This is a genomic window from Duganella sp. Leaf61, assembly GCF_001421905.1.
In the GTDB taxonomy this organism is placed as follows: Bacteria; Pseudomonadota; Gammaproteobacteria; order Burkholderiales; family Burkholderiaceae_D; genus Rugamonas; species Rugamonas zoogloeoides.
This window is the reverse complement of sequence record NZ_LMLM01000012.1, coordinates 472,870-485,323: the sequence shown is the minus strand read 5'-3', so window position 1 is coordinate 485,323 and position 12,454 is coordinate 472,870. Positions and strand designations below refer to the sequence as shown.

Annotated in this window: 9 protein-coding genes; 6 read left to right on the top strand and 3 right to left on the bottom strand. The window is 65.6% G+C overall.

Annotation, left to right across the window (positions count from 1 at the left end; genetic code table 11):
- The first annotated feature begins 16 nt into the window (after window positions 1-16).
- Window positions 17-649, top strand: coding sequence for a biliverdin-producing heme oxygenase (locus tag ASF04_RS11105; protein ID WP_056141975.1), 633 nt, complete (start codon window positions 17-19; stop codon window positions 647-649).
- On the opposite strand, the gene ASF04_RS11100 is transcribed toward ASF04_RS11105, so the two are convergent.
- Both ASF04_RS11100 and ASF04_RS11095 read right to left on the bottom strand, forming a co-directional pair.
- A complete protein-coding gene (locus ASF04_RS11100) occupies window positions 643-1,776 on the bottom strand; it encodes a branched-chain amino acid ABC transporter substrate-binding protein (protein ID WP_056141162.1) in 1,134 nt (377 codons plus the stop codon). The genes ASF04_RS11105 and ASF04_RS11100 overlap by 7 nt on opposite strands.
- A 234-nt stretch (window positions 1,777-2,010) precedes the next feature.
- Window positions 2,011-4,461: a hypothetical protein gene (locus ASF04_RS11095; protein ID WP_056141160.1), complete on the bottom strand. Its 2,451-nt coding sequence runs from the start codon at window positions 4,459-4,461 to the stop codon at window positions 2,011-2,013.
- Window positions 4,462-4,640: 179 nt separating this feature from the next.
- Between ASF04_RS11095 and ASF04_RS11090 the strand changes: the two genes are divergently transcribed.
- The 5 genes from ASF04_RS11090 to ASF04_RS11070 all read left to right on the top strand — a co-directional run bounded on the left by ASF04_RS11090 (window position 4,641) and on the right by ASF04_RS11070 (window position 11,985).
- On the top strand, window positions 4,641-5,021 hold the full coding sequence (locus tag ASF04_RS11090) for a hypothetical protein (RefSeq protein WP_056141157.1): 381 nt from the start codon (window positions 4,641-4,643) through the stop codon (window positions 5,019-5,021).
- Window positions 5,022-5,097: 76 nt separating this feature from the next.
- Window positions 5,098-7,527, top strand: a complete 2,430-nt coding sequence (locus tag ASF04_RS11085; protein ID WP_056141154.1) for a catalase — start codon at window positions 5,098-5,100, stop codon at window positions 7,525-7,527.
- Window positions 7,528-7,716: 189 nt separating this feature from the next.
- Window positions 7,717-9,390, top strand: a complete 1,674-nt coding sequence (locus ASF04_RS11080) for an MFS transporter (RefSeq protein ID WP_082488692.1) — start codon at window positions 7,717-7,719, stop codon at window positions 9,388-9,390.
- A gap of 16 nt (window positions 9,391-9,406) precedes the next feature.
- Complete coding sequence (locus tag ASF04_RS11075; protein ID WP_056141148.1) at window positions 9,407-10,585, top strand: HlyD family secretion protein; 1,179 nt, start codon at window positions 9,407-9,409, stop codon at window positions 10,583-10,585.
- Window positions 10,582-11,985, top strand: coding sequence for an efflux transporter outer membrane subunit (locus ASF04_RS11070; RefSeq protein ID WP_229205006.1), 1,404 nt, complete (start codon window positions 10,582-10,584; stop codon window positions 11,983-11,985). Before ASF04_RS11075 ends, ASF04_RS11070 begins: the two co-directional genes overlap by 4 nt.
- Here the strand turns inward: ASF04_RS11070 and ASF04_RS11065 are convergent, their stop codons facing one another.
- Complete coding sequence (locus ASF04_RS11065; protein ID WP_056141142.1) at window positions 11,986-12,450, bottom strand: GyrI-like domain-containing protein; 465 nt, start codon at window positions 12,448-12,450, stop codon at window positions 11,986-11,988.
- Between the last annotated feature and the right edge of the window lie 4 nt (window positions 12,451-12,454).

Sequence of the window (12,454 nt, the reverse complement as noted above, 5' to 3'; positions counted from 1 at the left end):
AAAAGGAGTTGATTTGTTGGAAACCAGGGAACAAGACGTGCTGGCCGCACTGCGCGCCGCCACCGCCGCGCGGCATGCCGAGCTCGACGCGCACACGCCGCTGGCCGCGCCCGAGGTCGATCTGGCCGCCTACGGCGCGCACCTGCGCCTGCTCGAACGCTGGCTGGCGCCCGTGCCCGGGTGGCTGGCCGGCTTCAACGATGGTCCGCAATTACCCGATTACCTCGGTGCGATCCGCGTGGACCTGGCACATAGCGCACTGGTGTCGGCAGCGGCCGGGGAGGAGTCGGTGCCGCCGTCGTCGCCGCTGCGGTCACAGCCGCAGCCGCAGCAACTGCCGCCGTCGCTATCGCAGCAGCCTGCACCCTGGCCGGCGCAGGCCAGTGCCGCCTACCGCTGGGGCGTGTGTTACGTGGTGGAAGGATCGCAGTTGGGCGGGGCGGTGCTTTATAAACGGCTGGCGTCCCGGCTGGCGCCGCATCCGCTCGATTACCTGCGCGGCAACGGTTCGCCCGGGCCGCGCTGGCAGCAGTTTCTGGCGGCGCTGCGCGCAAACGTGGTGGAGCCCGCCCAGATCGAAGACGCCTGCGCCGGTGCGCGCGACGCCTTCGACCGGTTGATTGCGCTTAACCGCGCAATGGATCAGTAACTGCTCAGCGGCACGGGCTGGCCGCCTTTGAAGGTATAGATGGTGACCGGCGATTCTTTCATGTCGCCGCGCGCATCGAACGCGTAGTTGCCAGCCACGCCCTGGTAGGTGCCGGCGCTGATCGCCGCGCCCACTTTTTGCGGATCGACCGAGGCCGACTTCTGCATGCCCTGCGCGTACAGCATGGTGGCGTCGTAGTAAGCGGCCGCGTACACATCCGGGTCTTTCTTGAACCGGGCCTTGAAGCGGGCCTTGAAGGCCGGACCTGCGCTGGCCTTCTCGAGCACGGCGCCGCCCTGCGAGCACATCACGTTCTCGCCCACCGACTCGCCGCCCAGCTTGCCCATTTCGGCGGTGCAGATGGTGTCGCCGCCCAGCAGCTTGGCGTTGATGCCCAACTGCTTCATCTGGCGCGCCATCGGTGCTGCCTGTGGCGCGTAGCCGCCGAAGAAGATCGCCTCGATCTTCTTGTTTTTCAGCTTGGTCAGGATGGCGTTGAAGTCGAAGGCGCGGTCGGTGGTGAACTCGTGGCCTGCCACGGTCATGCCCGAGGCGCGCGCCTGTTTTTTGAATTCTTCGGCCACGCCCTGGCCGAAGGCGGTGCGGTCGTCGATGACGGCAACGTTTTTGAATTTGAGTACATTGGCCGCGTACAGCGCCATTTTCGAGCCCAGCTGGGTGTCGCTGGCGTTGACGCGGAACAGGCCCTTGTAACCCTGCTGGGTGATTTTCGGATTGGTGGCCACGGTGGCCACCAGTGCGCCGGCGTCGTTGTAGGCGCGCGAGGCGGGAATGGTCACGCCCGAGTTGTAGGGGCCGACGATGAAACGCACGCCGTTGTCGATCAGTTTTTGGGCCGCAGCTACGCCGGCCTTGGGATCGCCCTGGTCGTCCTCGGACAGCAGTTCGAACTTGAGTTTTTTGCCGGCCACGGTGACGGGCTTGGCATTGAGTTCCTCGACCGCCAGGCGGGCGCCGTTTTCGTTATCCTTGCCCGAAAACGCCTGGGCGCCCGACAGCGGGCCGCTATGGCCGATCTTGACCACTGTTTCCTGCGCTTGTGCTGCAGTGGCTGCCAGTACCGCCATGGCGGCTGCGGCGTACTTCACGTTGTCCTTCAAACCCATGCGAACTCCCGATGTCGATGATTGCAAACGTTATGAACGCTATAAAGCGAGCGCTGATTATCGCTAAATATTCGACATATTATCGTGCGAGTTGTACCGTGTTCGCAGCCGTTTCAGGGCGGGAGCAGGGGCGGCCGGGCAACTGACCCGAATTTAATTCGGGTTGCACCGTGGCGAGGCGGTGGTGCACCGAATGTGCACCACCGGCTTCGCGACTTGGCAATTGCTCAGCGCTTACGCGCCGATGCCACGGGTGCCGTCCGCCGCCGTCACCGCACCCACCCGGGCCACGGCAGGCGTGGCGGACTGGACGGCGCGGGGCGTGTTGTTGCCCAGCGTGGGGTCGTTGATGTTGTAGGCGGCAATCGCTGCTGCCAGCGCCGGGTTGCCTTGCAGCGGATTGGCCTGCATGGCGGCAGCTTGCGCCGCTGCGGCCTGGGCCGCGCGCGCTTGCTGGGCGGCATCGGCCGCTGCCGCATTGGCTGCCGCCGAGTTGGCGGCAGCCGTGTCGGCCGCGCTGCTTTGCTGCGCCGCTGCTGCCGCTGCGGCGGTGGCAGCCGGCGAGTTGCCAGCCTGGGCCAGGACGGTGCGCGCGGCATCGGCTGCTGCGGCAGCAGCGGCGCTTTGCGCGGACAGGGCATCGGCCGCGCTTTGCGCCGCCTGGGCCTGGGCCAGCGCACTGGACGCTGCCGACGTCGCCGCAGCCAGGCTGGAGGCGGCCACTTGCGCCGCCTGCGCCTGCTGTTCGGGACTGCCGGCGTTGGCCGGGTTGTTGGCGGCAGCGGTGGCGGCAGCGTTCTGCGCCGCTTGCGCCTGGGCCGCCGCTTGGGTGCTGGCGGCAGTGGCCGCGTTCAGGCCGGCTGCGGTCTGCTGGCGGGCGGCCTGGGCCTGGGCGCTGGTTTGAGCGGCCTCGGCAGCTGCCTGGGTGGCGTCGGCCTCGTCGGCCCGCGCGGTGGTCTCGGCCGCCTGGTCTGCCTGCTGCGTCTGCTGCAGCTGGTTGGCCTGCTGGGCCTGGTTGGCTTGCTGTGCCTGTGTGGCGGCCGATGTTTGCGTCGCTTGCTCGGTGGCTTGCTGCGCAGCCTGCGTCGCGGCCAATTGCGATTGCAGCAAATTGGCCGATTGCAAATCCTGCTGCACTTGCGCGGCGTTGACGGTCTGCGCATTCTGCCGCGCCTGCGCCAGCTGCGTATTGGCGACTTGCTGCTGGGCTTGCAGCGCCTGCTGCGCAAGTGCTTGTTGCGCTTGGCCGGCTTGTTGCGCCTGCAACGTATTGTCGGCTTGAAGACCTTGCTGGGCCCGGGCTGCTTGCTGAGCCTGGATCGTCTGCTGCGCCTGGGCTGCTTGTCGCGCCTGCAAGGTGTTGTCTGCTTGCAGGTCTTGCTGCGCCCTGGCTGCTTGCTGAGCCTGGATTGTCTGCTGCGCCTGCGCCGCCTGTTGCGCCTGCAAGGTGGTGTCGGCTTGCAGGTCTTGTTGGGTCCGGGCTGCTTGTTGGGCTTGAGCTGCCTGCTGCGCTTGCAAGGTATTGTCGGCTTGCAGATCTTGCTGGGCCTGGGCCGCCTGTTGGGCTTGGGTTACTTGTTGCGCCTGGGCCGCCTGCTGTGCTTGCAAGGTGGCGTCGGTTTGCAGATTTTGCTGCGCGTTCAGGTTGGCGGCCTCGGCCAGTGCCGCCTGTTGCAGCTCGGCGTAATTGAGGCCTTGCAGCGCCTGCTGTTGCGCCACGTTGGCAGCTTGGGTGGTTTGTTGCGCTTGCAGCGTCTGTTCCGCCCGTTGCGCCAGGTCGGTCTGCTGCGCTTGCAACGCTTGACTGTTCTGGGCGTTCTGGGCGGCGATGGCGGCCGAGGTCGAGGTGAACAAGGGATTGACGATCGGCGATTGCGGAGCGGTGGCGGTCGGCGTGAGCGGCTGTTCGAGCGCCGCGCGCTGCGCGCCCAGGCGGTCGGCGGCGGTTTCGTTCAAGGGGTTTTGCGACAGCAGGTCGAGCTGGGCGCGGGCGAAGTCGAGGCGGGCGTTTTGCGCCTGGTCGGCCGGCGACAGTGCGGCCGTGTCGCCGGGCAGCAACTGGTTGAACGAGGTGGTGGCCGTGGCGCTCAGTTGCTCCGCATACTCGGTGGCCAGGTTGCGGAAATTGGTCAGCGTGTCCTGCAAGGTGCTGGTGGTGTTTTGTTCGTTGGTATTGAAAGCGGCGCGCAGGATTTCATTGTCGAGCGACAGGCCGCCGGTGGGATCGGACAGCAGCGCCGGCTGCAGCGTGACGCCAAGCCGGGCCAGGTTTTCGGCACCGGTCTGCTGGCCTTGTACCTGCTGGTTGAGATTGTTCACCAGGTTGTTGAGCAAGGTGGAGCCCAATGGCTGCGACTGGTTGAAATCGACGCCCGGCAACAGGTTGAACGCATCGACCACCTGCTGGGTGGCGTCATTGAGCAGGCTGGCGCGCAGGGCGCCGTCCAGGGTGGCCCGGCTGCCCCCGGCTTGCAGCTGGGCGATTTGCTGCTGCGAGCGCGATACCGCCAGCAGGAAGCCGGCCACCGGCGACAGGTCGATGGTGACCGAGGCCAGCGGCGCATCGGTGGCAGAGCCGACCGCCTGGGTGGACGAGTTGACCGAATTCACTGCCGAGGTTTGCAGCGTCGGGTTCACCGTCGGGAAATTGACCGGCGTGGTCAGCGTGGACGAGATCGGAAACATGGCGCGCTCCTCAGAGACAGTACGGGGAAAGTTTAGCATCCTCCAGTGCAGCCGGCTCGTCCGTGTGCCAGCTCACATATGGCTGCAGATACGCTCATGGTTAGATTCCGCACGGTCGCATGTCACAAATGAGCATATTGTCGTTCTTGCAGCTTCGCAAACTAACGAAAGGAACGATCATGGATAACAATACGCAAAACAAGATTGAGAACAAGATCGACAGCGCCCGTGACGGTATCACCAAGATCAACCGTGACGTCCGTGCCGATGCCCATTCCACCATCGACCGCGTGGCCGACAAAGTGCCGCCAACCACCGACCGTCTGGCGCAAAGCGCGCACAACGGCGTTGACAAGGTTGCCGACACCGTCAACAGCGTCAACCAGAAATGGGATGGCACCGTCGAGCGCCTGTCCGCCGGCACCAAGCAACTGAGCGAAAACGCCAAGGTCTGGGCCGAATCGGGCCGTACCCAGGTACGTTCGCACCCAGCACTGTCAGTATTGATTGCCGCCGCTGCTGGCTACGGCATCTCCAAGCTGCTGAACTCGCGCAAGTAAAACCAGGCTGCCCTGCCGGTCCTGCTGCCGGTATGTCCGGCAGCCCGCGCGGGCGCCGTACACCAAGGGATATCCAATGAGCAATGCTAAGAAAACACCGGCTTCCGTCATGGGAGCCGGTTCCGTTTTGAGTACCGTGTCAACACCATCATCCGCGCCGCCGCCAGGAAGTCTCGGTGGCGCGCCTCAAGAGGCAGCCTTGCTCGACAAGGTGGCCGGCGGCCAGGAAGCGGCTGCAGGCATGCCGTTCAATCCGAACAAGGCCGGTGAGCATGGCGATGCCGCGCGCACGCCGCAAGCGGGCGCTACCTGCCCGATGAAGCACCTGTTCGGTGGCGCCAGCACTACTACCGAGACCAACGCGTCGGCCAAGGTCGGCGACGGCATCCAGCCACAAGGCGTCAACCCGACCGTGGACCCGCTCGACCGCGTGCGCGTCGATGCGACCGGCCAGCGCCTGACTACCAACCAGGGCGTGCCGGTAGCCGACAACCAGAATTCGCTGAAGATCGGCCTGCGCGGCCCGACCGCGATGGAAGACTTCATCCTGCGCGAAAAAATCACGCATTTCGACCACGAGCGCATTCCGGAGCGCGTGGTGCACGCGCGCGGTTCGGCCGCCCATGGCTACTTCGAAAGCTATGACAATTATTCGGAACTCACGCGCGCTGCGCCGTTTGCCGACAAGGGCAAACGCACGCCGGTATTCGTGCGCTTCTCCACCGTGGCCGGTGAACGCGGTTCGGCCGACACCGTGCGCGATGTACGCGGCTTCGCGGTCAAGTTCTACACCGACGAAGGCAACTGGGACCTGGTTGGTAACAACATGCCCGTGTTCTTCATCCAGGACGCGATGAAGTTCCCGGACCTGATCCACGCCGTGAAACCGGAACCGCACAACGGCATTCCGCAGGCCGCCAGCGCACACGACACCTTCTGGGACTTCGTCACGCTGATGCCGGAATCGACCCACATGCTGATGTGGCACCTGTCCGACCGCGCCATCCCGCGCAGCCTGCGCACCATGCAGGGCTTCGGCGTGCATACGTTCCGCCTGGTTAATGCGCAAGGCGCTTCAGTATTCTGCAAATTCCACTGGAACCCGGTGGGTGGCACGCACTCGCTGGTGTGGGACGAAGCTGCCAAGATCTGCGGCGCCGACGCCGACTTCCACCGCCGCGACCTGTGGGAAGCGATCGAGGCGGGCAACTACCCCGAGTGGGAACTCGGTGTGCAGGTCTTCAGCGAAGAACAGGCCGAACAATTCCCGTTCGACGTGCTCGACGCGACCAAGATCGTGCCGGAAGAACTGGTGCCGGTCCAGCCCATCGGCAAGATGGTCCTGAACCGCAACCCCGATAACTTCTTTGCCGAGACCGAGCAGGTGGCCTTCTGCACCGCGCACGTGGTGCCGGGCATCGATTTTACGAACGACCCGCTGTTGCAAGGCCGCATCCATTCGTATGTCGATACACAGATCAGCCGCCTCGGTGGTCCGAACTTCCACGAGCTGCCGATCAATGCACCGATCGCGCCCGTGCACAACAACCAGCGCGATGGCATGCACCGCCAGGCCATCCACCGTGGCCGCGTGGCGTATGAACCGAACTCGCTGGCGGGCGGCTGCCCGTTCCAGGCTGGCATGGCCGGCTTTACCACGGCGTTTTCCAGCATCGACCAGAAGCTGCAAAAGCCCGAGGATAAGGTGCGCGGCAAGCCGGAGCTGTTTGCCGACCACTACTCGCAGGCGCGCCTGTTCTGGATCAGCCAGACGCCGTCCGAACAAACCCACATCATCAACGCCTACCGTTTTGAATTGAGCCGGGTGACGGTGCCCGCGATCCGCGTGCGCCTGCTGTCGATGCTGGCCAATGTCGATGCCGAACTGGCGCAGGGCGTGGCCACCGGCCTGGGCCTGGACGTGCCAGCGCCGATGCCGCTGGCCACCGACGCCACGCCACCGGAATACGCGCCGTCGCCGGCCCTGTCGCTGCTGGCGCGTCCCGGTTCGGTCGGTGTGAAAGGCCGCAAGGTCGCCATCATCGCCTCGCATGGGGTCGATGCAGCCGGGGTGCAGGCCGTGTATGCGGACCTGCTGAAGGCTGGCGCGGTGCCGCGCGTGGTCGGTCCTTACCTGGGCCAGCTGAAAGCGGCCGATGGCAGTGCGCTCGACGTGGAAATCTCGTTCGAGGCCGGTCCTGCCGTGCTGTACGACGCGGTCGTCATTGCCGACGGCGAGGGCAGTGCCAAATCGCTGCAGGCGGAAGCCATCGCGCTGGACTTCGTGCGCCAGCAGTACAACCACTGCAAGCCGATCCTGGCCATCGGCGCTGGCGCCGACGTGCTGAAAAAGCTCGGTGTGCAGGTCAAGCTGCCAAGCGGCCAGGGCGATCCGTCGCTGTGGATCGTCGATGCCGGCAGCGTCACGTCGGCGCTGGCGGAGTTCAAGGCGGCACTGGGCGCACACCGTAACTTCCAGCGTGAAGCCGAAGGTTCGATGGTGTAAGCGCGATTGCAGCATGAGGCGCCGCCGCAGCGATGTGGCGGCGTTTTTTTTGTGCCTGGTTTTCTGTAAGCTCCCTCACTTCCGGGCAGTCGTCAAATCGTGTGCGCAGGCTCATCATAGTAATATGCAACATACTGGCTGTCGCAGTTCAGCTTACCCTGTCAAAAAATACTAAAACAACTGGCCCCGATGGACGTTTACGCCCCTCAAGTCTGGCAACCGCATGAGCGTCCCACCTTGCCCGGGTCGCCGTCCAGCCCGCACCATTCCTTCCCGCGCCGCGTGGCGTTTTTCGTCATCGGCTTCATCGTCGCCATCACCGGCGGCCTCGGCAACGCACTGGTGATCGTCAACCTGCCGTACCTGCAAGGCTCGCTGGGCGTGTTCTCGGCTGAAATTCAATGGTTGCCGGCCGCCTACGTGATGGCTAACGTCTCCATGAACCTGCTGCTGGTGAAGTTCCGCCAGCAGTATGGGCTGCGATTGTTTACCGAATTGTTTTTGGTGCTGTACGCGCTGGCCACGGTGGCCCACCTGTTCGTGCACGGGCTGGCGTCGGCGATTGCCGTGCGCGCGGCCCACGGCATGAGCGGCGCCGCGCTGACCACCTTGGGCCTGTACTACGTGCTGCAGGCGTTTCCCGCCCAGCATCGTGTGAAAGGCGTGGTATTGGGGATCGGCTTTTCGCAACTGGCCACGCCCATGGCGCGGCTGTTTTCCACCAACCTGATGGAAATCGCCGAGTGGCGCGGGTTGTATTTTTTCGAACTGGGACTGGCGCTGCTGTCGCTCGGCTGCGTGTTGTACCTGAAACTGCCGCCGGGCGACCGTATCAAGGCGTTCGAGAAAATGGATTTCGTCACGTTCGGCCTGTTCGCGCCCGGCGTGGCGCTGCTGTCCGCCGTGCTGGCGCTGGGGCGCACCGTTTGGTGGTTCGAGTCGCGCTGGCTGGGCTTGTGCCTGGTGGGCGCCATCGTGCTCATTTCCGCCGCGCTGCTGATCGAGCATAACCGCGCGCGCCCGCTGATCAACACGCGCTGGCTCACTACCGGCAACATGACGCGCCTGGCGCTGTCGGTGCTGCTGATCCGCATCGTGCAGTCGGAGGCCAATGGTACCGTGGGTTTCCTGCAGACGCTGGGCCTCAATAACGACCAGATGCAGATGCTGTGGATCGTGGTGATGGCCGGCGCCGTGCTGGGCATGCTGGTGAGCGCGTGGACCATCACGCCGGCGCGCATTCCCGCGCAGCTCATGTTCTCGCTGGTGGTGATGGCGATCGGCGCCTACATGGATTCGCGCGCCACCAACCTCACGCGCCCGGCCGACATGTACATCAGCCAGTTCCTGCTGGGCTTTGGCGGCGCGTTCTTCATCGGCCCCACGTTCGTCTCCGGCTTCGGCGCGGTGGTGGCCGCGCCCAACAACCTGGTGAGCTTCTCGGTGATGTTCTCGATCACGCAGACGCTGGGCAGCCTGCTGGGCAGCGCCATCGTCGGCACGTTCCAGGTGGTGCGCGAAAAATACCATTCCAGCCTGCTGACCGAGCACCTGACGCTCCTGAACCCGCTGGTGGCCGCGCGCATCCAGAACGGCGGTGCGGCGCTCGGCGGCGTGGTGGGCGACCCGGCCGTGCGCAGCGCGCAGGGCGTGGCGTCGCTGGGGGCGGCGGCCACGCGCGAGGCCAATATCCTGGCCTACAACGATGTATTCCTGATGGTGACCGTGATCGCGCTGCTCACGCTGGCGTGGATGCTGGGGCGCTACCTGTGGAGCATCTGCACGGTGTGCCCGCCGAGCCTGTTCCAGGGCGCCCAGACCGGCATAGCCGCCGTCTCGCTGACCAATTCCGAATCCCGATAATTTTTCGCAAAACACCATGGCCGACAATACTCCCGACAATCCCACGCCTTCCGACAAACATGTGGCCGAAGTAGCGGCCGCTGCCGCCACGGCCGCCGTGGCCAGCACCAGGGAAGAGCCGCCGCCGCACCGGCGCGCGCAGATCATCTCCACCATCGCCTTTGCCCTGATCGCGCTGGTGGGCGTGCTGGTGGTGCTGTACGCGTGGCGCCTGCCGCCGTTTACCACGCCCATCGTCTCCACCGAGAATGCGCTGGTGCGCGGCCAGGTAACGCTGATCGGCACCCAGATCGCCGGCTATGTCACCGAGGTCAATGTGCAGGACTTCCAGTTCGTCAAGAAGGACGAACTGCTGGCGAAGATTGACGACCGCATCTACCAGCAGCGCTACGACCAGGCGCAGGCGCAACTGGCCGCGCAGAAGGCGGCGCTGGCCAACTGGGAGCAGTCGCACCGCACGGCCGAAGCGGGCGTGGTGCTCAACCAGGCGGTGCTGGCCAATGCCCAGGCCCAGGCCATGAAGTCGCAGGCGGATTTGAAACGGGTGGATTCGCTGGCAGAAGACGGCTCGCTGTCGCTGCGCGAACAGGATGCCTCGCGCGCAGTGCAGGCGCAAACCGCCGCCGCCGTGGCGCAGGCGCGCGCCAACCTCGACATCGCCAAGCAGCAGGTGCGCTCGGTCACCGTCAACAAGCAGTCGCTGGAAGCGGCAGTGGACAACGCCGCCGCCGCGCTCAAGGCAGCGAAGGTGGACCTGGAGAACACCCGCATCGTCGCGCCCGAGGACGGCCAGCTGGGCCAGGTCACGGTGCGCAAGGGCGCGTACGTCAACACCGGCGCCCAGTTGATGGGACTGGTGCCGCGCCAGTTGTGGGTCATCGCCAATTTGAAGGAAACCCAGATGAACCACGTGCGCGTGGGCCAGAGCGCGACCTTCAAGGTCGATGCACTTGACGGTGCGCAGCTGACCGGGCAGGTCGAACGCATTTCGCCGGCCACCGGTTCGGAATTCTCGGTGCTGCCGGCCGATAACGCCACCGGCAATTACGTCAAGATCGCCCAGCGCATCCCGGTGCGCATCCGCATCGACGCCGGCCAGGCGCGCGCGCAGCGGCTGGCGCCCGGTATGTCGGTGATCGTCAGCATCGACACGTCGGCGGTGCTCAACGATGCCGACGAGGGAGGGCAGCCATGATGGACAGCGTGATCAGGCTGACGGCGCTGGCGACGGCGCTGGCGCTGGCCGGCTGCGCGGCCACCGTGGCTCCCCCACCGGCGTCAACCCTGCAAACGCCGGCGGCGTGGCGTACGCCCGCAGCAGGTCCGGGCCAGAACGCCGGCCCGGTGGAACAGCAGTGGTGGCAGGCGTTCGGCGATCCGGTATTGAGCGCGCTGGTGACGCAGGCGCTCGAGCACAATGGCGACGTGCGCGTGGCGCGCGCCCGCGTGGCGCAGTACCGCGCGCTGGTGGGCGTGGCGGCCGCCGGGCAACAGGCGGTGGTGTCGGCCGATACCACGCCCACCCGCGCGCGCCAGGTATCCAGTGTTGGTACGCCGTCTGTCACCAACGTCTACCAGGCCGAAGTCCAGGCCAGCTACGAGGTGGACCTGTGGGGCCGGCTGGCCGCCGCCACCGATGCCGCCACTGCCACGTACCAGGCGGAGCAGGCCAATGCCGACGCGGTGGCGTTGTCGATTGCCGCCACCGTGGCCACCGGCTACCTGAACTTGCGCGGGCTTGACGCCCAGCTGGCGCTGACGGAAGCGACCCTCAAGCTGCGCGAACAGTCGCGCGACCTGGCCAAGCGCCAGTTCGACGTCGGCTACAGTTCGCGTCTGGAGTGGCTGCAGGCGCAGGCCGAGTACCAGACCACGGCCGAGACGGTGCCGCAGTTGAAGCGCCAGATTTTTGAACAGGAAAACGCCTTGGCCATCCTTGCCGGTGGCAACCCCGGACCGATTGCGCGCGGCATGGAGTTGACGGCCTTGCAGTCGCCGCCGGTGCCGGAAGGCTTGCCGTCCGAACTGCTGCGGCGCCGGCCCGACATTGCCCGCGCCGAGTACAACCTGTTGGCGATCAACGCCAACTTGCAGGCCACGCGCGACCAGCTGCTGCCATCGTTCAAGCTCACTGCCGTCGGCGGCATCCAGAGCCTGAAGATGCACGATTTTTTGAACGCGCCCACGCGGCTGTGGCATTTGACGGGTGCACTGGCTGCGCCGATTTTCGATGGCGGCCGGGTGCAGAGCCAGACCGACTCGGTGGCCGCGCAGCGCGACCAGGTGATCGTCGCGTACGAAAGCGCGGTGCGCACCGCCTTTGCCGAAACCGACAACGGCCTGGATGCCATCGCCCGGTTGAAAGAACAGGCAGTGCAAAACGATGCGCGCCGCGCGACAGCGGCCGAAACCCTGCGCATCGCCCACAACCGCTACCGCAACGGCTACGCGTCGTACCTGGAAGAACTCGATGCCCAGCGCACGCTGTACAGCGCCGACGTGGGCAGCTTGCAGCTGCGTACGCGCATGTTGACGGCGTCGGTGGATTTGTACCGGGCGATGGGCGGCGGCTGGACCGCCGGCCCTTCTCGGTGACTATTTAACCGGCACGCAAAGCTCGGCCTTGAAGATGCCGGTAGCGGGATCGGGGACGCTGTCGGCGTTGGCGCTGTAGCGTTCGAAGCAGATGCCTTCGGCGGCAGTGCCGGCACTGTGCAGTTCTTTCATCAATTCGCCCCAGGCGGCCGGCATTTGCTGGGCGGTGCCTTCGAACGCGGCGACCGCGTACCGGCCGGCCGGGATCGACGATTCGATCGCGGGGGAGGCAATCGGGTAATCGGCGGCCACTTCCACGGCGGCGTCGTAGCGGGTTTCGCTTGGCGGCGTGGTGTCCGGGTTGTCCAGCGCTACGCCGTACGTGTGGCGGTCCAGCAGGTTATAGGCTTTTTGCCATGGCGTGAACACTTCGCGCCAGAATTCGCCGATGCCGGGGCCGAACGGGCCCTTGTAGCGCAGGCCCGCCAGGCGTACTGCGGGTAACTCCTTGATGTCGTGTTCCATCGTG

Excerpts from the sequence above, each read along its gene's own strand:
- ASF04_RS11070 (WP_229205006.1), top strand. The coding sequence starts at position 10,582 with ATGATGGACAGCGTGATCAGGCTGACGGCGCTGGCGACGGCGCTGGCG.
- ASF04_RS11075 (WP_056141148.1), top strand. The coding sequence starts at position 9,407 with ATGGCCGACAATACTCCCGACAATCCCACGCCTTCCGACAAACATGTG.
- ASF04_RS11100 (WP_056141162.1), bottom strand. The coding sequence starts at position 1,776 with ATGGGTTTGAAGGACAACGTGAAGTACGCCGCAGCCGCCATGGCGGTA.
- ASF04_RS11065 (WP_056141142.1), bottom strand. The coding sequence starts at position 12,450 with ATGGAACACGACATCAAGGAGTTACCCGCAGTACGCCTGGCGGGCCTG.
- ASF04_RS11085 (WP_056141154.1), top strand. The coding sequence starts at position 5,098 with ATGAGCAATGCTAAGAAAACACCGGCTTCCGTCATGGGAGCCGGTTCC.
- ASF04_RS11080 (WP_082488692.1), top strand. The coding sequence starts at position 7,717 with ATGGACGTTTACGCCCCTCAAGTCTGGCAACCGCATGAGCGTCCCACC.
- ASF04_RS11090 (WP_056141157.1), top strand. The coding sequence starts at position 4,641 with ATGGATAACAATACGCAAAACAAGATTGAGAACAAGATCGACAGCGCC.
- ASF04_RS11095 (WP_056141160.1), bottom strand. The coding sequence starts at position 4,461 with ATGTTTCCGATCTCGTCCACGCTGACCACGCCGGTCAATTTCCCGACG.